This is a genomic window from Streptomyces sp. NPDC042371 (genome assembly GCF_056437465.1).
In genome coordinates this window covers 264,140-286,296 of record NZ_JBWKAP010000010.1, presented here as the reverse complement: position 1 = coordinate 286,296, position 22,157 = coordinate 264,140, and the positions used below count along the sequence as shown (strand labels likewise).

The window sequence follows — 22,157 nt, the reverse complement described above, 5'->3', positions numbered from 1 at the left end:
TCGCCGACCCTAGGCCGCGGTCGCCGTGGAACCGACGGAGAAGCCGGACAGGTACGAGCAGAACGCGTCGACGGCCGTCTCTCTGACGAACACGTCGGCGAAGCCCATGTCGCGCAGGCGCTGCACTTCGCCGCCGCTGATCTCGCCCTGGGTGTTCAGCTTGCCGCCGAGGACGACCGGCGGGCGGACCCGCTCCGGCACCTGGAGGACGGCGTCGAGCAGGGCGGGAACCTCCAGCAGACCATGTCCGTTGACGGTGCTGACCACGAGGAGGTCGGCATCCGAATCGACGACGGACTCGACCACGAGGTCGACCGGCGTGCAGGAGCCGAGATTGATCACCTGCCACCCGCGCTCTTCGAGAACGAGCTGCAGATAGACCAGGTTCCAGGTGTGGGCGTCGGAGCTGATGGTGGCGACGACCGCCACCGGGGGCCGAGTACTCACGAGCGGGCTGTCTCCTTCTGCTGAGGGGTGGCCGATGGCGCTCCGTCGGCGATGCGCAGCACCGGGGTCATCGCGACCCCGGCGAGCGCGAAGGTCGCCCCGAGACAGATCCAGCCGACCGTTCCGTTCTCGATGACCAGGGTCGATATGACGAAGGGGGCGACCATCTGGGAGAACGCGAATCCCGTGGTGAAGAGCCCCTGGTACTGGCCGTTCTGTTCGGGCGGAGCGAGGTCGAAGCTGATCACCCAGCCCGCTGCCGACTGGATGATCTCTCCATAGAGATGGAGTCCTGCCGCGACGAGCAGGAGGACGCTGGCGCCGACTGCGGAAGTGCCGCCCGTCAGGCCGGTGAGGATGCAGGTGCCGAGGAACAGGAAACCGGCCAGCCGCCACGACCGCCGCGCCGATTCGAGCGATCCGATCCTGCGCGACGCGGACACCTGGAACAGGACGCAGCCCACGGTGTTGAAGAGGATCAGCGCCGCGGCCATCCAGTTCGGGGCGTCGGTGTGGTGCACGATCCACAGCGGGAACCCGATGTCGAGCATGGCGAAGTGGATCACCATGATCATGTTCACCAGGGTGGCGGCCGTGTACCGGCGGTCCCGCAGGACCGGCAGCCTGGCGACGCCGGGCTTCACGGGTACGACGGCGATGCGGGGCAGCGCGAAGAGGGTGAGGCCGCAGATGAGGTACGACGCGGCGTTGAAGCCGATCACGCCCATGTAGGCCGGTTCGGTGCCGACCCAGATCGCCAGGCCCGCGATGCCGCTGCCGATCGCGACGCCCATGTTGCCGATCGTGCGGATCTGGGCCCTCGCCAGGGTCGCGTCCTCACCGGCGGTGAGGGTGGCGAGCACCGCCTGCCGCGCCGCGTAGGCGCCCCGCTCGATGAACGTGAACACGACGGCGACCGCGGTGAACTGGACGAACCCGTCGACCACCAGGAAGAACACGCCGGCCAGCGAGCTGAGGATCAGGAGCACGGCGGCCACGTCACGCTGGCCACGGCGGTCGGCGAGGTGCCCGAACGGGACGCCGGAGACCAGCCCTGCGGCGCCCGCGATCGCGAGCCCCAGACCGAGCTGGCCGGGCGTCACGCCCGCGAACTTGGTGAAGTACAGCGCCGAGGACGCCATGAAGGCGCCCCGGCCCAGCAGGTTGAAGAAGACGGCGATGCCCAGGAGGCGGACATTGACCGACATGGATTGCAGCATCACGGGCGGCATCCCGGTTCGTCGTCGCGGTCGATCGGTTCGGCACCAGGGTCGAGCGGTTCGTCGTCGAGGTCGAAGGTGAGCGAGTCCACGGCCGCCCGCGCACGCTCCTCCGCCTCCTCCGGCGTCGCGCCGAGCGCCCAGGCGAACGCGAGCCGCGCGAGCGACCCGGTGAGATCGCCGATCCGCTGGCCGACACCGGCCACCGTGGCGACCTCCGCCACGCCGGGCATCACCCGCGCTTCCTCGATGCCGTGGACCGCGGCGAACACGCCGCTGCGGTCGGCGCACCGGTACCGGATCGCCGCGAACTCCGCGCGCTCGCCGCTCCGGTGACGCCTCATCGCCTCCTCGGCCTCCGCGGTGATCGAGTGGCCGACCGCCTGCCGGGCCCAGAGCTTCTGGATGTCGATCCCCGTCGCGGCCGCGAGCATGTTGGGGATCCGGTCGCCGCCGTAGCGCAGATGGGTCTCGATGATCCGGACGCCGTTCTCGGTGAGGATCACCTCGGTGTGGGTCGCGCCGTCCCGCACCTCCAGCGCGTCCAGCATCCGGCGCACGGTGTCGGCGACGGCCGCCTCCTCCGCCTCGGGCAGCGGAGCGGGCACCAGGTGCCCGACCTCGACGAAGCTCTCCTGGTCGGTGGACTTCTGGGTGATCCCCGCGACGAAGTGCCTGCCCGCCTCGCTGATGCACTCGACGCTGAACTCCCGGCCCTGGTGGAAGGGCTCGACGATGAGTTCGTCCGCGTCCAGGCCCTCGGTCCCCTCGGTGCTCCACGTGAAGGCCTTGGAGACGTCCGCGGGAGACGTCAGTTTGCTGATGCCCACGCTCCCGATGCCTCCCGCGGGCTTGCAGATGACGGGGTACCCGAGGTTCCCGGCGGCCTTGGCGAGCTCGTCGGCTCCGAAGACCTTCTTCGCCGGAGTGTCATCGACACCGGTCTCGACGAGACGGGCGCGCATGAGGTGCTTGTCGGTGACCCAGTGAGCGGTCCGCTCGGAGTAGCACCTCAACCCCAGCTGCTCGGCGATGTATCCGGTCCTGTCCGCGTCGGACTCGGTGAAGTTGACGATCGCGTCGATGCGGTCGTGCTCGTGGACGGCCCGGACGATGCCCAGCCACTCCTCCCGGCTCGTCCCGCGGTCGAGGATCAGCAGCCGGTGCAGGTTCTCCCTGTCCCAGACCTTGCCCTCGACCTCCCGGCGGCAGATCACGGTGATCCGGAGTCCCGGAGCGGCCTGGAAGCAGTTCCTCGGGACCTCGCGAGCCCCACCGATCATGAGCAGGTGCCGGACGACCTCACCGCCCTCCGCTGTTTCCTCACGCATCGGACCACTCCGAGTTCGCGTAGAACCACTCGACGCAGGCGCGCAGCCGCTCTTCGACCTGCTCGCTGGTCTCGCCGGTGACGAGGAAGGTCGCGATCTCGCCGTTGGTGTGCCGCATGGCCTGGTAGCGGCGTCCGGCGGGGGCGCAGGTGTAGTCGATGACCCAGTCGAACGGAACCGACTCGGGAACCTTGGTCAGGACCCCGGGCCGCGGGGAGATCGTCGTCTGCCCCGAGATCCGCTCCTGCAGGGCTTCCGTCAGCGGCCAGTCGTACGGTTCGAACCCGCAGAACGCACGGACCGCGGCCATCTTGAAGTCGACCCCGAACCCGGCCCGGTTCTCCTCGAAGATCGAGCCGCCGCCGAGCCGCTGTGCGGCCTCCCCGAGGACGAGCCGACCATCGGGGCGCTGCCAGAGCTCCACGTGGAAGAGCCCCTCGGGCCCGAACGGAAGCACGTTCTCCAGGAGGTTCCTGGTGAATGCGATCGCCTCCCGGGAGAGGTCGCTGCGGGCGTCGAGCATCGTGCTGCCCATGAACCCGCCGTGCAGGAAGTCGATGTGGCTGCCGATGTACCGGGCCGCGCTCATGAAGCGGCAGACGCCCTGGGAGTAGAAGCCGTCGACGCGCAGCTGCGTGCCGTGGACGAACGACTCGGCGAGCATGTCCGGTTCGCGCTCGATCCCGGCGAAGATCCCCTCGCTCAGGAGGGAGTCCAGCTCCTCCTCCGAGTCGAGGATGTACGTATCGGCCGAGCCCTTGCCCGCGATCGGCTTCAGTACGACGGGGAAGCCGACCGCGTCGGCGAAGTCGAGGAGCTCGAAGGCGTTGCGGACCTTCCTGAAATCGGCCACCGGCACGCCGCCCGCGGACGCGCACTGCTTCATGAGGAACTTGTCGCGCATGTAGACCGCGTCCTCGGGGCGGATACCGGCCAGTCCGTGCCGCTCGCGCAGCGCTGCCGCGCGCAGGACGTCGGCCTCCGCCATGGGGATGACCCGCTTGAACCCGCCGTTCGCGAGCAGGTGGTCGGCCCGCTTCCCGACCAGGTCGTTCATCGCGTAATTCGGGAAGCACTCGATCTCGGGGAATGCCGCACCGTAGTGCGCCTCGATCCATTCCGGCGGGTGGTCGCGGTCCGTGCCCGTCAACAGATGGGCCGTGTTCTGGGTGGCTTCGGCCCATTCTTGCGGTGTATTGCGGAGCAATACCTTGAGCGGCGACATGATTATGTTTTCCACGATGCCTCACCCTGCTCTGCTGAGTATGTGTCCGGCTATTGCGTCCGCATCATTGAAGAACTCGGCCCAGGGGCCGGGCCTGCCGCTTCCGACGAAGGTGAACCAGCGCGTGTTCTCGGTCGGGATGCCGAGCACGTGCAGGCCATCGGGCGCCGAGCCGTCGCGTGCCACCGGGTGGAATGGGGAGCCTGTCACCGCGACTCCGCCCGTACGGAAGACGCTTTCGCCGTTGCTGTTGACGTGCTCCGTCAATACGCCCCGATCGCGGAGGCTGCCCATGAGGCGGGAGCTGTCCAGGGCCAGGTCCGTACCGGGAACCCTGCCATCGATGAGGACATCGAGTTCTGCTTCGGAACCGGCGACTGCCGACGATCCGACGGTGAAGCATCCCGCGGATTCGCTCACGCCGAAACGAGTATCCGGACCGGCGATGCGCACGATTCCGGCTTCGAGGAGCGCGAGAAACTGATAAACGCGTCTTCGCGGCGGTCCGGAGGACAGCAGAGAGCTTCGGGGACCGAACCAGCCGAGGAAGTCTTTCGCGTGCGACTCCGCGGTGAGTCCTGAAAAGTCCACCAGTTTGCGTATCTCGCTGCGTGTGTCCCTCAGGACGTCGAGCGCGGCCTTGAGCGGATCGAGCCGGTTACCGGCCTCGGCGTGCTGGAGGTCCTCGCGCAGGAACGCCATCACATGGTGGGTGAAGTCCTCCGGCGATGCGTAGGAATGCCCGTCGAAGGGGCGCGCCAGGGCGAAGAAGTCGACGGGTTCGGCGCGGACCCCGAAGGCCTCGGCGACCTCTCTGATCGCCTGGGCGTCACGGGCCCCTCGCTCCTTGACCGCCTCGACGAACGCGGACTGCGCGGACTCTCCGGCCGCTTCTTCCGCTCCCGCCCCTGCACGCACCAGCGTCGAGAAGTACACCAGGTGCATCTCGGCCAGGACGCTCGGGACCACGTCCGACCGGAAGTCCAAGGGGCGGCCGTGGGAACGCTCAAGGATCTCGTCGGCCTTGAACAGAACGGGCCGGTAGGAGTAGTCGGGCGCCTTCTGGTTCCGCCCGCGGCCGGGCAGCGGCAGCCCGCTGCGGGAGCCAGCGACGATCAGCGGCTCGTGACCGCTGGGCTGGTAGCTGTACTCGTTCTCCGCGACCTCCAGGAACTTGCCCTGGCGCCCCTCGGTGAGGGAAAAGATCACGTCATAGGACGAGAGGCCGAGACCGATGACTCCGGTCGGTGCGCCCGCGGGAATTCCGTCGAGGTCCATCTCCGCGGGGGAGTCGCTCCGTACGTACTGGATCCCGCTTCTTCGGGCGGCGAATTCCTCGAAGGCGAGCTCGGCACCCTTGAGGCGAGGAACGCCGTGCCCGGTAGCAAGGACGACGCTGTCGGCCTGGATCGTCCGTCCGCTTTCGAGACGTACATGGAAGACTTCGGATTCCCGGTCCAGATCGATGACACGGTCCTGAATTCCCTCGAAAGAGACCGCGGGCGATAGCGTTTTCCTTATCGCCCCCAGGACGAACCGCATGTAGCGGCCGTAGATCCTGCGGGGAGCGTATTCATTTCTCCCCACCCGCGGATCCCGGGACCGCCACCATTCGGCGAGCGAAGGGCCCGCACCCGGACGGACCGGCCCCTTGTCCGAGGGTCCCGAGAACATGGTCACCTCATCGGCGACGGTATTCATCCGGTAGAGCTCGTCCTGGTCGGTGCGCCAGATGCGACCGCACCCGACTTCGGTCGAGTCGATCAGGTGGATTTTCACTCCGGAATGACTCGAGGTTTTCTGGAGCCGCGCCGCGATGCGCTCGAGTACGGCGAGCCCCCGCGGGCCCGACCCGACGATGGCGATCCGGTGGGCGTGCCGATGGCCGTTGACGTCGCTCACAGAATCCCTCGCTGATGGGTTAGGGAGATGTGGAACGTCGGGCGTTCCTTCCGAGCCGCATCGGACTTTATGCGCGAGAGATCATCGGGTAAATGCGTTTACGCAGGGGCTCAAGTGTGGCTTGAGTTCCGGAATTGTCTACGGAGCGTGACCGGGACGGGGGCGCGCCGAGCGGGGGACGGCATGGACCACGCCATAAGGGACCGCGGAATCCGGACATTCAAACCCGCGTATGCACGCTCGGTACGAACAGATCGAGAACAAGTCACCATGGCGTGATCTATGTCTCATCGGACGGCCGGAGGTGCCGGTGGGGACGACGCCGACCGTGGAGCCCCGTCGCCGCCTACAACCCCGCCAGCGCGTTCCACCGCTTCGCGAACTCCGTCCGCTCCTTCGACGTGATGTCCCGCGCGATGACGAGCCGCTTGCGCATCGCGTCGTCGGGAAAGATCAGCGGGTCCTCGGCGAGGGCGGCGCGCTCCTTGTCCTTGGCGGAGGCGAGGATGTCGCGGGCGGCCGGGACGGGGCAGACGTAGTTGACCCAGGCGGCCAGGTCGGCGGCGACCTCGGGGTCGTAGTAGTGGTCGATGAGCCGCTCGGCGTTCTGCTTGTGGCGGGCCAGGTTGGGGACCATCAGGGACTCGGCCCAGAGCTCGGCGCCCTCCTCGGGGACGACGAACTCGATGTCCGGGTCGTCCGCCTGGAGCTGGATGACGTCGCCGCTGTAGGCCTGGCAGGCAAGGACGTCGCCACTGGAGAGGTCCTTGATGTAGTCGTTGCCGGTGAAGCGGCGGATGTGGTGGCTGTCGACCATCTTCTCGACCTTGTCGCACATCCGGTGGAAGTCGTCGGCCGTCCACTTCGTGATGTCGACGCCGTCTCCCTGGAGGAGCAGCGCGAACGCCTCGTCGAGGCCGGAGAGGAGGGTGACGTGGCCCTTGAGGTCGTCCGCCCAGAGGTCGGAGACCTGCTTGATCTCGCGGCCGACCTTGCGCTTGTTGTACGCGATGCCGGTGATGCCCGACTGCCAGGGCACGGTGTACTTCCGGCCCGGGTCGAAGTGCGGTGAACGCAGGAGTGGGTCCAGGTACTTGGACACGTTGGGCTGGCGCGCGCGGTCCATCTCCTGCACCCAGCCGAGCCGGACGAAGCGTGCGCACATCCAGTCGCTGATGACGATGAGGTCGCGGCCCGTCTCCTGGTGGTTCATCAGGGACGGGCTGATCTTGCCGAAGAACTCGTCGTTGTCGTTGATCTCCTCCGTGTAGCGGACGTCGATCCCGGTCCGCTTCTCGAAGGCGTCCAGCGAGGGGCGCTTCGTCTTGTCGTCGTCATCGGTGTCGATGTACAGCGGCCAGTTGGCGAAGGTCAGCTTCTTGTCCTGCCGGGAGCGGTCGCCCGCGGCCCGCTCCCCCGGCTCGATGTACGCGGCGGGCACGCCGCACCCGGCGAGCGCGCCGAGGGTCGCACCGCCGCCCAGGACGCGCAGCAGGGAACGGCGGGACACGGGAGAAGCTACGGGGTTCGCTCGCACCCCGGCAGCATGCGCCCCCGCTCGGCGGCGCGGCAATGGACGCAGCGTCGAGCCCCGCCGCGTGGAGCCGACACCTTGTCGATCACCCGGCGCACGTCATGCCCCCACACACAAAATCACGCCCCCGCGTCACACGGGCTCCAGCCAGGCCGCCAGGTCGCCCGCCGTGATCCGCTCCAGCGGTGCGGCGTCCACCGGCCCGGGGTAGAGGCGGTAGGCCGTGCCGGACGCGGCGTCCTGCGCGCCGTCCAACTCGCCGTGCAGCAGCGCCAGCAGGGCGGCCCGGCCCGTCAACTCCGCCTCCGCACGCAGCGTGTCCGGCTCCCAGCCGTCCCGTATGCGCAGCGCGAAGTCGGCGCGCGGCTCGTCCTCGGCACGGCGGTAGCCCCACAGGACGTGGCCGCGGCCGCGCACGTACACGTCGCCGTCGGTGCGGGCCGCCGCCGTCCAGCAGGCCAGGTCCCACAGCGTGGCCCGGCCGCACGGCTGGAAGGTGTCGAGCAGGTCGTTGCCCATCCGGCCGATCTGCTTGCGGTAGCGCCCCACGGCGTGGTGGGAGCCCGCCGTGGCGAGGGTGACGTCCGTCCACCAGGCCCGCCGCGCCCGGAGGTCGACGATCATGGGCACGGTCAGCTTCGCGTCGCCCGCGAGGTCGAAGCGCTGGCGGACCGTCCGCGGGTCGTAGACGGCCCGCTCCTTGCCACGGATCGCCATGAACCCCGTGAAGGCGTCCGGGAGTTCGTCGAAGGGCACGTCGTTGTACGAGAACACCGCGGGCACCACGAACCGCACCCCGGTGTGCGCGAGCCGCGGCAGGTCGAGGTCCAGGTACTCGGTGGCGCCGTGCGGGGCGGGTGCGGCGGTCAGGTCACCGGAGTGCCGCGCCGCGCCGCCCGCGTACTCCAGATGCGTGTAGTCGCAGAGGGCGATGAAGCGCCACAGGTCGTCGTAGAGCGCGACGGACAGGTCGAGGTCGACGCGCGTGCCCTTGGACTGCATCCAGTGCAGGAAGAGCCGCAGGTTCTCGCTGTCCGCGGGCACGGGCAGGGAGCTGCCGCGCGGCACGGCGACCAGCGAGGCGGCCGACGCCCGCTCGGCGAAGGGCAAGGGCAGGTCGGCGAGCGCGGCGTCAAGGACGGCCACGTCGTACCGCTCGCCCTTCCGCTCGGCGAGGCGCCGCACGGCCTCCGCCTCGATCAGCTCACCGGCGCGGCCCGCGGTCCTGACGGGCAGCGGCGGCCGGTGGTCCTCGACCGCGTACGCCTTGGTGACCCGGCCGCGCGGGAAGAAGACGCGGCGGTGCCCCGGCACGGCGCGGATCTTCATCCGCCCGTACGCACCGAGCAGCGGTCCTGGGCCGGAGTGCGGCAGGGCGTCGGCGAGCGCCTCGCCGACGGTGTCCGGGAGCGTCACCGAACCGGAGCGGGCAAGGAGCAGGTCGAGGCGGCGCAGGAGTTCACCGGGGCGCTCGCGCAGCAGCCGCACCGCCGCCTCGACGTCCCAGCGGCCGAGCGCCTCCTCGACGCGCGCCTGCCAGGTGACGACGCGCAGCCGGTCACCGGCGATCCTGACGTCGTCGTGCCGGGCGGCCTCGGCGAGCAGGGTCTCGCCGAGCGCGCCGCCGCCGACGCGGGTGCCGCGCAGGACGGCGAAGGCGAGCGCCAAGCGCGCGTGGCGGTGGGCCTGCTCGAAGGGGTGCAGGATTTCACCGGCCCGCTTCCACGCGCGCGGGTGGCGTGCCATGTCCTCGGCGAGGCGCGGGAAGTCGAACCCGTCGAGCAGGGCGAGGAGCGCACGGCGCACCGGGCGCGGGAGGCCGCGCAGCCGCGGCGGTTCGAGCAGGTCGGGGTCGCCCCCGGACCGTACGACGAGGATGCGCAGCACGTCGGTGGCCGTGTCCGCGTACCGCTCGACCAGCGGGCGTACGTCGGGCAGGTCGAGGAGCGGCGTGAGCGCGAGTGCCTTGCTCTCGCGCAGCGGAATGGCGGCCGGGAGCCAGTGCGCGGCGGTGGCCGGGTCCAGGTGGCCGAGGAGCAGGACGAGGTCGTCGTGGTCCTGCGGGTTCAGGGGGGTGCGGCGGGCGAGCAGCGCGGTGAGCTCGGCGGCCGCGTCGCCGGGCGCGCCCAGGCGCAGGGCGCGCAGGACGGGGCCGCCGTCACCGTCGAGGCCCGCGCCGGTGTCGAGCCAGGGGTCGATGGGACCGTCGGTCTCGTAGCGCTTGTCGCAGATCGGGCACTCGTACCACTCGCAGCACTGGTCGCAGCAGAACCAGACGTCCCGCTTCGCGCCGAGGCAGTCGTCGCACAGGAGGTGGGCGCAGGGGTCGAGCGCACGCACGCGTGCCTTGGTGCTCCCGCAGTTCATGCAGGGCTGGTGCGGCTGGGCGGCGAGGTGCTCGGCGACGAGGAAGGCGTAGCGGTCGTACGCGTGCTGGTACGACGTCTCGGCGGGGAACCCTGCGAACAGCGGGGTGTGGCGCCGGTCGGAGCCCATCAGGGCGTCGACGTCGGCGAGCAGCTTGCGCCCGGTCGCCGCGAGGTCGTCGGCGGACAGCTCGGTCAGCGCGCGGCGCAGCGGGGCGGTCAGCAGGTGTCCGCGGTCGGCCAGTTCGGCTTCGAGGACGACGGTCCCCGCGTCCGTCACGGCGGACCGTCCGGTGCCTTCGGGGACGTACACGCTCTGCCGACGGCGCAGCAGCAGCCCCGCGAGGTCGTCGGTCATCGTCGTCATCAGGTCCCACCCCCGTGGTGCAGAGAAAGGCGGGGGCGGGGAGTGGGTGCGCTACGGATCTTTTGCAGAGAAGGAAAGAAGGAAGCACACCACGGAGCCGCCCCCGCGTACGCAACGGTACGCGGGGGCGGCGGGGCCTGGCATCCCAATTAGCCCTGGCCAAGGGCCCACTGGCCCTCGGCCGGGGCCGCGGCCGTACTAACCCTCGATGGACGTCATCACGTGCTTGATGCGCGTGTAGTCGTCGAAGCCGTACGCCGAGAGGTCCTTGCCGTAGCCGGACTTCTTGAAGCCGCCGTGCGGCATCTCCGCCACCAGCGGGATGTGCGTGTTGATCCAGACGCAGCCGAAGTCGAGGACCTTGGACATGCGCATCGCGCGCGCGTGGTCCTTCGTCCAGACGGAGGAGGCGAGCGCGTACTCGACGCCGTTCGCGTACTCGACGGCCTGCGCCTCGTCCGTGAAGGACTGGACGGTGATGACCGGGCCGAAGACCTCGTTCTGGATGATCTCGTCGTCCTGCTTGAGGCCCGAGACGACGGTCGGGGCGTAGAAGTAGCCCTTCTCGCCGACCCGCTGGCCGCCCGCCTCGACCTTGGCGTGCGCGGGCAGCCGGTCGATGAAGCCGGAGACCTGCGTCAGCTGGTTGGCGTTGTTGAGCGGGCCGTAGAGCACGTCCTCGTCGTCCGGCTGGCCGGTCTTCGTGTCGGCGGCCGCCTTGGCGAGCGCGGTCACGAACTCGTCGTGGATGGACTCGTGGACGAGCACGCGCGTGGCGGCCGTACAGTCCTGGCCCGCGTTGAAGAAGCCCGCCATGGAGATGTCCTCGACGGCCTTGGCGATGGCCGCACTGTCGAGGTCCTCGAAGACCACGACCGGCGCCTTGCCGCCGAGCTCCAGGTGGACGCGCTTGAGGTCCTTGGAGGCGGACTCGGCGACCTGCATGCCCGCGCGCACCGAGCCGGTGATGGAGGCCATCGCCGGGGTGGGGTGCTCGACCATGGAGCGGCCGGTGTCGCGGTCGCCCGTGACCACGTTGAAGACGCCGGGCGGCACGATGGAGCCGATGATCTCGGCCATCAGGACGGTCGACGCGGGGGTCGTGTCCGAGGGCTTGAGGACGACCGTGTTGCCCGCCGCGAGCGCCGGGGCGAACTTCCAGACGGCCATCATCATCGGGTAGTTCCACGGCGCGACCTGCGCGCAGACGCCGATCGGCTCGCGGCGGATGATGGAGGTCAGACCCTCCATGTACTCGCCCGCGGCGCGGCCTTCGAGCATCCGGGCCGCGCCCGCGAAGAAGCGGATCTGGTCGACCATGGGCGGGATCTCTTCGGACCGGGTGAGTCCGGTCGGCTTGCCGGTGTTCTCGACCTCGGCGGCGATCAGTTCCTCGGCCCGCTCCTCGAACGCGTCCGCGATCTTGAGCAGGGCCCTCTGCCGCTCGGCGGGCGTCAGGTCGCGCCAGGCGGGGAACGCGTCGGCGGCGGCCTTCATGGCGGCGTCCACGTCGGCCTGGGCCGACAGCGGCGCGGTCGCGTAGGCCTCGCCGGTCGCCGGGTTGATGACCTCGGTGGTCCGTCCGTCGGCCGCGTCCCGGAATTCTCCGTTGATGTAGTTGCGCAGACGGCGCAGCTCGGTGGTCACTTCCGCGGCCCTCCAAGTTCAGATGTCCAGTGGATGAGACACCCACCCTAGTCGCTGCACCGACGCTTTCAACATACCCAGCTGCCCAGAACTGCGGAATCCGTGAGGATTGAAGTCCCAGACAACGAATTTCATCGATTGAGCCTTGCGGAAGTGACGAGACGTCGTGCACAGTGAGGCTGTGGCCAGTCGCAGCGCAGACCCCAGCACCCCTCGCAGCTCCCGCACCGGAAACCCTGGCGGAAGCGGCAGTGGGAACGGCACCCCTCCCGTGGACGCCGTATCTCTGGCGATCATCGAACAGCTCCAGGAGGACGGACGCCGTCCGTACGCCGCCATCGGCAAGGCCGTCGGCCTGTCCGAAGCGGCCGTGCGCCAGCGCGTCCAGAAGCTGCTCGACCAGGGCGTGATGCAGATCGTCGCCGTCACGGACCCGCTCACCGTGGGCTTCCGCAGGCAGGCGATGGTCGGCATCGACGTCGAGGGCGATGTGGACCCGGTCGCGGACGCCGTGGCCGCCATGCCGGAGGCCGAGTACGTGGTGATGACCGCGGGCTCGCACGACCTCCTCGTGGAGATCGTCTGCGAAGACGACGACCACCTGCTCGAAGTCATCAACAAGCGCATCCGCGCCCTCCCCGGCGTGCGCTCCACCGAGAGCTTCGTCTACCTCAAGCTCAAGAAGCAGACCTATATGTGGGGAACCCGATAGCCGTGAGCAAGGACCTCAGCCAGACCGCGTACGACCACCTGTGGATGCACTTCACCCGCATGTCGGACTACGAGAACGCACCCGTGCCCACCATCGTGCGTGGCGAGGGCACCTACATCTACGACGACAAGGGCAAGAAGTACCTGGACGGCCTCTCCGGCCTCTTCGTCGTCAATGCGGGCCACGGCCGTCACGAGCTCGCCGAGACCGCCTACAAGCAGGCGCAGGAGCTGGCCTTCTTCCCGGTGTGGTCCTACGCCCACCCGAAGGCCGTCGAGCTGGCGGAACGTTTGGCCGACTACGCGCCGGGCGACCTCAACAAGGTCTTCTTCACCACCGGTGGCGGCGAGGCCGTCGAGACCGCGTGGAAGCTGGCGAAGCAGTACCACAAGCTCAACGGCAACCACACGAAGTACAAGGTCATCTCGCGCGCGGTCGCCTACCACGGCACCCCGCAGGGCGCCCTGTCCATCACCGGTCTGCCCGCCCTCAAGGCCCCCTTCGAGCCGCTGGTCCCCGGCGCGCACAAGGTGCCGAACACGAACATCTACCGTGCCCCGATCCACGGCGATGACCCCGAGGCCTTCGGCCGCTGGGCCGCCGACCAGATCGAGCAGGAGATCCTCTTCGAGGGCCCGGAGACGGTCGCGGCCGTCTTCCTGGAGCCGGTGCAGAACGCGGGCGGCTGCTTCCCGCCCCCGCCCGGCTACTTCCAGCGCGTGCGCGAGATCTGCGACAAGTACGACGTGCTGCTCGTCTCCGACGAGGTCATCTGCGCCTTCGGCCGCCTCGGCACGATGTTCGCCTGCGACAAGTTCGGCTACGTCCCGGACATGATCACCTGCGCCAAGGGCATGACTTCGGGCTACTCCCCGATCGGCGCGTGCATCATCTCGGACCGCATCGCCGAGCCGTTCTACAAGGGCGAGAACACCTTCCTGCACGGCTACACCTTCGGCGGCCACCCCGTCTCGGCCGCGGTCGGCATCGCCAACCTCGACATCTTCGAGAAGGAGGGTCTCAACCAGCACGTCCTCGACAACGAGGACGCGTTCTACCAGACCCTCCGCAAGCTGCACGACCTGCCGATCGTCGGCGACGTCCGCGGCAACGGCTTCTTCTACGGCATCGAGCTCGTGAAGGACAAGGCCACCAAGGAGACGTTCAACGACGAGGAGACCGAGCGCGTCCTGTACGGCTTCCTCTCCAAGGCGCTCTTCGAGAACGGCCTGTACTGCCGTGCCGACGACCGCGGCGACCCGGTCGTCCAGCTCGCCCCGCCGCTGATCTCGAACCAGGACACCTTCGACGAGATCGAGGGCATCCTGCGACAGGTCCTCACGGAGGCGTGGACGAAGCTCTGACCGATTCGTAGCAGTTTGTGATCAACACCGGCCCGGGGCCGCCGTTCGAGTGAGAACGAGCGCCCCCGGGCCGCGTCGTTTCCGGGCAAGTCCGCCTGAATCCCTACCGTGCCCAGTGACCGATCGGCCCCGCCTTCGTTCCCCCGTACGGGGGAGTCGAGCTGATCTGAACCGAGGTGTACGCCATGGTGGCCCCGCCGGACAACGACGTGCTGTGGGCACGCGCCCTGCATGTCACGCACAACGGCTCCCCCGCCCTCACCGGCGTCTCGCTCGGTGTCCGCGAGGGCGAGATCCTCGCCGTCAACGGCCCCCGTGGCAGCGGCAAGACGACCCTCCTGCAGTGCCTCTCGGGCCAGCTGCTCCCCGATCAGGGCGAGGTGTGGTTCAACAGCACCCCCGTCCACACGATGGGCCCGCTCGTACGCGAACGGCTGCGCCGCGACCGCTTCGGCTGGATCGATCCCGAGCCCCACCTCGTCCCCGAGCTCACCGCCTGGGAGAACGTCGCCCTGCCGATGATGCTGCGCGGCGCCTCGCACCGGGTCTCCAAGCCCGCAGCCCAGGAGTGGCTGGACCGCCTCGACATCGGCGGCTGCGCCCGCAAGCGCCCGCACGCGCTCCTCCAGTCCGAGCGGCAGCGCGTCGCCATCGCCCGCGCGCTGGTCACCACGCCGTCCGTGCTCTTCGCCGACGAGCCCACCGCTCCCCTGCACCGCGCCGACCACACGCTCGCGCTGCGCACCCTGACGACGGCGGCCCGCTCCCACGGCATCACGGTCGTCCTCGCCACACACGACCCGGAAGTCGCCACACTCGCCGACCGCACGGTCACCCTCCTGGACGGCCGCCGCGTGAGCACGGTGCATCTGCCGGGGGCGGCGGGGGGCGCCGACGCGTCCGGCGGCGCGGCTCGGGCGGCCGCTCCCCGGCCAGCGAAATCGACAGCGACAGCAACTGCAGACGCTTCCGGTACGCCGGGCACCACGAGCACGACGAGCACCACAGGTACTGCAGGCGCCACGAACACCACCGGCACCACAGCCACCACGGCCACCACCTCCGCCCAGACGGAAGGCCGGGCCGCGTGCTCGCTCTCCGTCTAGCCCGGGGCGCGCACCCGCTCGTCCAGCTGCGGCGGCTCCTCGTCGCCGCCGCGTCCGCCGGCACCGGCTTCCTGCTGCTCTGCACCCTGGCGTACGCGATGGAGCACCCCGGAGCGGGGGCCGCGCTGCGGCTCGCGTGGTGTCTCGCGCCGATCGCCGCCACCGTGTACTTCGCCGTCGCCGTCGCCCGTACCGACCCCGGCACCCGGCCCCGCAGCGGCCTCTCCGCGGTGGGCCTCGGCCCCGTCCGGCTGATGGTGCTCGCCGCGATCTCGACGGCCGTGGCCTGCACGCTCGGCTCCGTGCTGGCGCTGCTCTTCTTCCTGCATCTGCGCGGCGACGTCTCGGGGCTCCCCTTCGACGGGGCGGCGGCCGATCTGCTGGCCGCCCGCCGTCCGCTGCCGGTCGCCGCCGCGCTCACCCTGCTCGCCCTGGTCCCGCTCGCCGCGTCGGCGGCGAGCGCGTTCGTGCTGCGACCGCTGCGGCCACGGCGACCGGGCGCCGCCAGAGCCACCGGGGCCAACGCCGAGAAGGGCGCCGGGACGGAGAGCGCGTCCGAGCCCACGGGCGGGTCGGAGCCCGGCGCCCCCGCCACGCCGCCCAGCGGCCTGCCCTGGGGCGTCGCGCTGCTCGCGGCGGGCCTCGCCGTGGAGACGTACGCGAGCCGCTCCGGCAGCGGTCCGCGCTCCGGCTTCCCCATGCCGGGCAGCGCCGACGGCAGCCCCGTGGGCGTGCTCGCGGGCTGGGCGCTGACCGCGCTCGGCCTCGTCCTCGCGGGCCCCGGCCTCACCTACCTCTGCGGACGGGTCCTCCAGGCGGTGCGGCCCGGCGCCGTGCGCCTGCTCGCGGGGCGCGTCCTCCAGGAGGAGGCGCGGCGCATCGGACGTCCGCTCGGCGTGCTGTGCGCGGTGGCGTCGGGGGCGTACGCCTCGATCGTGCTGTACGCGGGTCCGCGCCCCGAGGCCGGTCCGCTCACCACGCTCGGCGCGCTGCTCGTCGCGGGCTGCGCCGTGCTGACCCTGGCCACGGCCTCCGTCGAGGCCCGGCAGTCCCGCTCGGATACGACGTCCGCGCTGCTGCGGCTCGGGGCGCCCGCGACGATGCTGCGCGGTTCGGCGGCCCTCCGCGCGGGCGCGCTCGTCGCCGTGTTCGGGCCGCTGACCTGGGTCGTCGCACAGCTGGCGGCAGTGCCGCTGACCCCCTGAAGAGAGACCCGAAGAAAGTTCGCGACGAGCGATGAGTTCCGAGTCGAACGGATGTCTATCCCTCCGTAAGCACACGCGCTGACAGCGCACACACACCGGGAGAGACACTCATGTACCAGCAGATGATCTTCGTGAACCTGGCCGTGTCCGACGTCGCCGCGTCGAAGAAGTTCTTCACGGAGCTCGGCTACACGATCAACCCGCAGTTCTCGACCGACGAGTGCGCGTGCGTGACGATCAGCGACACCATCGTCGCGATGATGCTGAGCAAGGAGCACTACGCGAACTTCACGCAGAAGGAGATCGCGGACGCCACCAAGACCAGCGAGGCCCTGATCTGTCTGAGCGCCGAGAGCCGCGACAAGGTCGACGAGCTCGTCGACAGAGCGATCGCCGCGGGCGGCACCGCGGGCAAGGTCCAGGACTACGGGACGATGTACGGCCGCGGCTTCGACGACCTGGACGGCCACACCTGGGAGATCATGTGGATGGACCCGTCCGAGGTCCAGGGCTGACCGAGCCCCCGGCATCCGGCCTGCTTAGCATGGGCGGATGCAGCCGACTCCCGAACGCGCGTCCACCCCGCAACTCCCCGGCGAGGACCGTGAGATCGAGACCCTCTCCGAGTTCGACGAGGTGACCGGCCGCGGCGCCCTCGCGGGGTGCCGCGTCCAGGCCGTCGACCTGACGGAGCGCACCTCCGCCCTCCTCGCGGCCGACGTGGCGGGCGCCGTCTTCCTCGGCTGCCCCATGCGGGAGGACGCGGCGGCGAAGGTGCGGGCGGGCGGCGCGCTGGTCTTCCCGCCCGTCCCCGGACTGCCGTTCAACCCGTACCGCGGCCTGCTGTACACCCCCGACGACCTGTTCACCGGCCTCGCCGACGGCGGGTACGAGGCGACGCCGGACGCCCACGCGTACGACTGGTTCCAGCGCACCAAGGCCGACGGCGACGTCTTCTCCTCGATGCTGCGCGCCATACACGACGACTCCATCTCCGACGCCCTCGACGAACTCCTCGTCGGGTCCCGAGTGGTCGGCGTCATGGGCGGCCACGCGATGGCCCGCGGCACCGAGGCGTACGCGGGAGCGGCCCGCCTCGGCCGCGCGCTGGCCCGCGCGGGCTTCACGGTCGCGACGGGCGGCGGGCCCGGCGCGATGGAGGCGGCGAACCTCGGCGCCTACGCCGCCCCCTTCGACGACCCCATGCTGGACAAGGCCCTCGAACTCCTCGCCAAGTCCCCGTCGTTCACGCCGTCGGTCACCGACTGGGCCCAGGCGGCCTTCGCGGTCCGCGAGCGGTGGCCGGACGGCGGCGCCTCGGTGGGCATCCCCACCTGGTTCTACGGCCACGAGCCGCCGAACGCGTTCGCCTCCCACCTGGCCAAGTACTTCGCCAACGCCACCCGCGAGGACGGCCTCCTGGCCCGCTCGAACGCGGGCGTCGTCTTCCTCCCCGGCGCGGCAGGCACCGTCCAGGAGGTCTTCGACAACGCCACCCCCAACTACTACGAGTCCCGCGGCGAGCCCACCCCGATGGTCCTCGTCGACCGCGCCCACTGGACCGAGCACCTGCCGGTCTGGCCGCTGCTGCAGTCGCTGGCCCGCGGCCGGTCGATGGAGTCGCGGACCGCGCTGGTGGACGACGTGGAGGAGGCGCCGGACGCACTGCGCAGGCTCGGAGCGGCGGCCCGCACGGACTGAGCCGCCGGGGTCAGGGGGTCGGTCCGCACCGCTGCAGCAGCCCCGCGAGCACCTCGTACGACCGCCCCCAGTCCCACTCCTCGCACACCCACACCCGCCCCTTCTCCCCCATCCCGCGGGCGAGTGCGCGGTCCCGCAGGAGTCGTACGAGGCGGTCCGCGACGGCCGCCGGGGAGCGGCCGTCGACCACGTAGCCGCTCTCGCCGTCCAGGACGGCGTCCGGCGCGCCCCCGGAGTCGCCCGCCACGACCGGCAGTCCGGCCGCGGCCGCCTCCAGGAAGACGATGCCGAGCCCCTCCACCTCCAGGCCGCGCCTGCGCGTGCGGCACGGCATCGCGAAGGCGTCGGCGGCGGCGTAGAAGTGCGGCATCGCGTCGTGCGGGTGGCCGCCCGCGAAGACCACGTCGTCCGCCACGCCCTCCTCCGCGGCCAGTTCGCGCAGCCGCGCCTCGTGGGGGCCCGTGCCCACGAACAGCAGCGTGGCGTCGGCGACGGCCCTGCGCACCATCGGCAGGGCCTCGATCAGGGTGTCCTGCCCCTTGCGCGGCACGAGGCGCGCGGCGCACAGGACGACGGGCCTGCCGTCGCCGAGCCCGTACCGCTCGCGCACCGGCCGTCCGTCAAGACCCGGCCTGAACGCCCGCGCGTCGACACCGGGCACGAGCCGCTCGAACCGCACCCCGGGATCCATGGCCCGGCGCACGGGCCCCCGCGTGCTCTCCCCCAGGTACGTGACGCGGTCGGCGCCCGCCCCGATCCGCCGGAGCAGCGCTCGGGCGCCCGGCGTGCGGGCCCACCACACCTCGTGCCCGTGCGTCGTGGCGACGACCGTGCGCACCGACGCCTCCCGCCGCAGCCGCCCGGCGAGCAGCCCGAGCGGCGCGGCGGCCCCGAACCAGACGCTGTCGCAGCCGTACTGCCGGGCGAGGGCGACGGCCCGCTCCCCCGTGCGCCGCGTCGGCAGGAGGGTGTGCGCCCGGTCGCGTACGACGGGATGGGGGAACGTACGGTCGTACGTCACGCCGCCCGGCTCGGCCGAGGTGTAGACGACGGCGGCGCCGGGCGGAAAGCGGCGTACGAGCGTGTCCACGAAGGTCTCGATGCCGCCCTGCCGGGGCGGGAAGTCATTGGTGACGACAAGAGTGCGGGGCATGCTCCGACGCTAGGAATCCCCGGTCCGCGGCGCGTCGCACGAGGCTCCGCACCCGGAGGTCAACCCGTGGCATGACATCGGGCTCCGGCCTCCACCCTGACGCCGACGCACCAGCACCGCGCGGCCCGGAAGAATCAGGGGCATGAGCACGACGACCCTGCGTCGGCGCCTGCGCGCGCTGACCGATGCCCCCGCCTACCCGTGGCTCACGGGCGCGGCCCTCACCGCGGGGGCGGCCGCCGAACTCGTGGCGTTCCCCGGCTCGCTGACCAACGCGACCGCCATCCTGTTCTCCACCGCCTCCCTGATGTGGCGCCGCGCCTTCCCGCCGATCGCCCTGGCCACCGTGGCCGCGGGACTGCTGAGTTTCGGCGCCGACACCTCGCTGTCCATCGCCGTCATGGTCAGCGGGCTCATCGGCTGTTACGTGCTCGCCCGCCACCGCGTCCTGCACCCGGCGCTGCTCGTGACGGGCGGCGCGCTCGGCGCCGTGGCGGCGAATCTCTGGCACATCCTGAGCTGGGCTCGGGACGACCGGCTGCCCGACGTGCCCGCGCTCGGCAACGCGGGCTCGCTCGGCCTCTTCGCGGAGGCGTTCGGGCTCTCCGCGGTGATCCTCGGCGCCGTCAGCATGGGCGACGCGGTGCGCGCCCGCGAGGAGACGCGGCACGAACGCGCCCTCGCGCAGGCCCAGTTGATCGCGGTGGAGCGGCGGCGGGCCGCCGAGACGGAGCGTGCGGCGATCGCTCGCGAGCTGCACGACATCGTCTCGCACTCGGTGTCGATGATCGCGGTGCAGGCGGAGAGCGCGACGTACACGACTCCGGGGCTGACCCCGCAGGCCAGGGACGGCTTCCAGCAGATCGCGGGGACGGCCCGCGACTCGATGGCGGAGCTGCGCCGCCTCCTCGGCGTCCTGCGCACCCCGCAGCGCGACGAGACGGCGGCCGCGGCCTCCCCGCAGCCCACCCTCGACCGCCTCGACGACCTCCTCGCGCAGCACCGGGCGGTGGGCGGCACCGCGGAGCTGCGCGTGACCGGGCAGCGCGTGCCGCTGGCCGCCGCATGGGAGCTGTCCGCGTACCGCATCGTGCAGGAGTCGCTGACGAACGCCCGCAAGCACGCGCCCGGCGCCCGCGCCACGGTCGAACTCGGCTACCGCAAGGACCGGTTGACGCTCCGCGTGACCGACGACGGACCCGGCCCCCCGGAACCGCAGGGACCCGGCAGCTCCCCGACGGGCCACGGCCTGACCGGCATGCGCGAACGCGCCGCCCTCGTCGGCGGCACCCTCAGCGCGGGCGCGGGCCTGACCGGCGGCTTCTCGGTGGAGGCGGAACTGCCGTGGTGATCAGGACCCTCGTCGCCGACGACCAGGCCGTCGTCCGCACCGGCTTCGTGAACCTGCTGGGCACCCAGGACGACATCCAGGTGGTCGCCGAGGCCGCGGACGGCGTCCAGGCCGTCCGTCTCGCCGCCGAGCACCGCCCCGACCTGGTCCTCCTCGACATCCGCATGCCGCACATGAACGGCATCGACGCCGCCCGCGAGATCCTCGCCGCGTCCGAGGGTGCGACGAGGGCGCTGATGCTGACGACGTTCGGGCTCGACGAGTACGTGTACGAGGCGCTGGCGGCCGGGGCCTCCGGCTTCCTGCTCAAGGACGCCACGTTCCCCGAACTCCTGCACGCCGTACGGGTCGTGGCGGCCGGTGACGCGCTGCTCTCCCCCGAGATCACCCGGCGCGTGGTCGCGGAGTTCACCCGTCAGCGGGCCGCCGCGCCCCCGTCGCCCGCGGGCGACGTCGACGGGCTCACCGCCCGCGAGGCCGAGGTGCTCGTCCTCATCGCGCAGGGCCTGTCGAACGCGGAGATCGCCCAACGGCTCACGATCACCGACCACACCGTGAAGACGCACATCAACCGCCTCTTCACCAAGATGGGGCTGCGCGACCGGGCGCAGGCGGTGATCCTCGCGTACGAACTGGGGCTGGTCAGGCCGTCGGCGCCCCGCTGACGCGGCCGCTGGAGCACTGGACCGGCCGGACCTGGACCGACCGAACCCCGATCAGCCGAACGAAGCCCGCTCCAGCCAGAAGTCCAGCAACTCCCGCTCCCCCAGGACCTCCACGTACCCGCCGTCCAGCGGCCGCCGACGGTAGAAGGCGAGCAGCACCTCCGTGAGCGGGCCGCGCAGCGCGACCGTCGCCTTCGCGTGGCCGCGCCGCCAGGTGAAGCCGTCGTCGCCGAACTCGATGAGCCACTCTGCGTCGAGGCCCGCGGGCGCGTCGGTCGCGTGCAGGTGGATGCTGCGCCCCGCGCCCCTGAGCTCGGACGCGCTGTCCTCGGGGTCGGTGCGCTGCGCGTGTGCGACGAGGTCCAGCCATTCGTCGATCGCGTCCGCGGCAACGTCAGGATCGATCTCATACGCGACATCGGCCGCGATGGCCGCGTCGGCGCGGTGGACGGCCAGCTCGTGCGTCATGCGGCGCGCCCAGAACGCGGCGCTCTGGTCGTCGGCCCATGACCAGACGGCGGCGTCGGCGCCCGCGGTGCGGAACGTCGTCGCGCCGAGCTCCGCGGTGCGGGCCAGCCAGGCGTCCAGGGCGGCCGGATCGTCACCCTCGGGACCCTCGCACTCCGGGATGTCCTCCTCCGGAATGTCCTGCTTCGCACGCGTCGCGACCAGGCGCTCGCTCCAGCGCACCGCGCCGCCCATGTGCCGCACGAGCTCGGCCAGTGTCCAGTCGGGGCAGGTCGGCACGGTGACCGAGAGGTCGGCCCCGGTCAGTGTGGTGCGCAAGAGGTCGAGCTGCCGGGCGACTTCGTCGCAGTACCGCTCGTGGCCGAGTGTCGTCATGGCCGAACACTAGATCGA

The 22,157-nt window shown here is 71.0% G+C and carries 18 protein-coding genes; 8 read left to right on the top strand and 10 right to left on the bottom strand.

All coding sequences use genetic code 11. The features are described 5' to 3' along the window. Window positions 1-9 precede the first annotated feature (9 nt). The 8 genes from AC068B_RS29805 to AC068B_RS29770 form a co-directional block, all read right to left on the bottom strand. Window positions 10-447: a cobalamin B12-binding domain-containing protein gene (locus AC068B_RS29805; RefSeq protein WP_478674686.1), complete on the bottom strand. Its 438-nt coding sequence runs from the start codon at window positions 445-447 to the stop codon at window positions 10-12. Continuing rightward, window positions 444-1,655: an MFS transporter gene (locus AC068B_RS29800; protein ID WP_478674685.1), complete on the bottom strand. Its 1,212-nt coding sequence runs from the start codon at window positions 1,653-1,655 to the stop codon at window positions 444-446. Before AC068B_RS29800 ends, AC068B_RS29805 begins: the two co-directional genes overlap by 4 nt. Window positions 1,656-1,666: 11 nt before the next feature. Further along, entirely contained in the window at window positions 1,667-2,998 is a 1,332-nt protein-coding gene (locus AC068B_RS29795) for an ATP-grasp domain-containing protein (protein WP_478674684.1), read from the bottom strand. Then, window positions 2,991-4,238, bottom strand: coding sequence for an ATP-grasp domain-containing protein (locus tag AC068B_RS29790; RefSeq protein WP_478674683.1), 1,248 nt, complete (start codon window positions 4,236-4,238; stop codon window positions 2,991-2,993). The genes AC068B_RS29795 and AC068B_RS29790 overlap by 8 nt, the downstream gene beginning before the upstream one ends. Before the next feature lie 6 nt (window positions 4,239-4,244). Next, a complete protein-coding gene (locus tag AC068B_RS29785) occupies window positions 4,245-6,125 on the bottom strand; it encodes an FAD/NAD(P)-binding protein (protein ID WP_478674682.1) in 1,881 nt (626 codons plus the stop codon). Between the two features lie 346 nt (window positions 6,126-6,471). Further along, complete coding sequence (locus tag AC068B_RS29780) at window positions 6,472-7,635, bottom strand: ABC transporter substrate-binding protein (protein WP_478674681.1); 1,164 nt, start codon at window positions 7,633-7,635, stop codon at window positions 6,472-6,474. Window positions 7,636-7,791: 156 nt separating this feature from the next. Then, window positions 7,792-10,392 (bottom strand): MXAN_6230/SCO0854 family RING domain-containing protein, encoded by a 2,601-nt coding sequence (locus AC068B_RS29775; protein WP_478674680.1) that lies wholly within the window; start codon window positions 10,390-10,392, stop codon window positions 7,792-7,794. A gap of 198 nt (window positions 10,393-10,590) precedes the next feature. Continuing rightward, entirely contained in the window at window positions 10,591-12,039 is a 1,449-nt protein-coding gene (locus AC068B_RS29770; RefSeq protein ID WP_478674679.1) for a gamma-aminobutyraldehyde dehydrogenase, read from the bottom strand. Window positions 12,040-12,205: 166 nt separating this feature from the next. On the opposite strand from AC068B_RS29770, the gene AC068B_RS29765 reads away from it, so the two are divergent. The 6 genes from AC068B_RS29765 (at window position 12,206) to AC068B_RS29740 (ending at window position 18,127) form a co-directional block, all read left to right on the top strand. After that, window positions 12,206-12,751: an Lrp/AsnC family transcriptional regulator gene (locus AC068B_RS29765; protein WP_466144740.1), complete on the top strand. Its 546-nt coding sequence runs from the start codon at window positions 12,206-12,208 to the stop codon at window positions 12,749-12,751. Next, on the top strand, window positions 12,736-14,115 hold the full coding sequence (locus AC068B_RS29760; RefSeq protein ID WP_478674678.1) for an aspartate aminotransferase family protein: 1,380 nt from the start codon (window positions 12,736-12,738) through the stop codon (window positions 14,113-14,115). The genes AC068B_RS29765 and AC068B_RS29760 overlap by 16 nt, the downstream gene beginning before the upstream one ends. Window positions 14,116-14,300: 185 nt before the next feature. Beyond that, window positions 14,301-15,221 (top strand): ABC transporter ATP-binding protein, encoded by a 921-nt coding sequence (locus AC068B_RS29755; RefSeq protein WP_478674677.1) that lies wholly within the window; start codon window positions 14,301-14,303, stop codon window positions 15,219-15,221. Next, window positions 15,203-16,426, top strand: a complete 1,224-nt coding sequence (locus AC068B_RS29750; protein ID WP_478674676.1) for a hypothetical protein — start codon at window positions 15,203-15,205, stop codon at window positions 16,424-16,426. The genes AC068B_RS29755 and AC068B_RS29750 overlap by 19 nt, the downstream gene beginning before the upstream one ends. Window positions 16,427-16,536: 110 nt before the next feature. Further along, entirely contained in the window at window positions 16,537-16,941 is a 405-nt protein-coding gene (locus AC068B_RS29745) for a VOC family protein (protein ID WP_478674675.1), read from the top strand. A gap of 37 nt (window positions 16,942-16,978) precedes the next feature. Continuing rightward, window positions 16,979-18,127, top strand: a complete 1,149-nt coding sequence (locus AC068B_RS29740) for an LOG family protein (RefSeq protein WP_478674674.1) — start codon at window positions 16,979-16,981, stop codon at window positions 18,125-18,127. 10 nt (window positions 18,128-18,137) lie between these two features. Here the strand turns inward: AC068B_RS29740 and AC068B_RS29735 are convergent, their stop codons facing one another. Next, window positions 18,138-19,280, bottom strand: coding sequence for a glycosyltransferase family 4 protein (locus tag AC068B_RS29735; protein ID WP_478674673.1), 1,143 nt, complete (start codon window positions 19,278-19,280; stop codon window positions 18,138-18,140). A 142-nt stretch (window positions 19,281-19,422) separates the two neighbouring features. Between AC068B_RS29735 and AC068B_RS29730 the strand changes: the two genes are divergently transcribed. Together AC068B_RS29730 and AC068B_RS29725 are read left to right on the top strand one after the other, a co-directional pair. Then, window positions 19,423-20,631 (top strand): sensor histidine kinase, encoded by a 1,209-nt coding sequence (locus tag AC068B_RS29730; RefSeq protein ID WP_478674672.1) that lies wholly within the window; start codon window positions 19,423-19,425, stop codon window positions 20,629-20,631. Then, complete coding sequence (locus AC068B_RS29725; protein ID WP_478674671.1) at window positions 20,625-21,296, top strand: response regulator; 672 nt, start codon at window positions 20,625-20,627, stop codon at window positions 21,294-21,296. The genes AC068B_RS29730 and AC068B_RS29725 overlap by 7 nt, the downstream gene beginning before the upstream one ends. Before the next feature lie 51 nt (window positions 21,297-21,347). Here AC068B_RS29725 and AC068B_RS29720 read toward each other — a convergent pair whose 3' ends face one another. Next, window positions 21,348-22,139, bottom strand: a complete 792-nt coding sequence (locus tag AC068B_RS29720) for a maleylpyruvate isomerase family mycothiol-dependent enzyme (RefSeq protein ID WP_478674670.1) — start codon at window positions 22,137-22,139, stop codon at window positions 21,348-21,350. Between the last annotated feature and the right edge of the window lie 18 nt (window positions 22,140-22,157).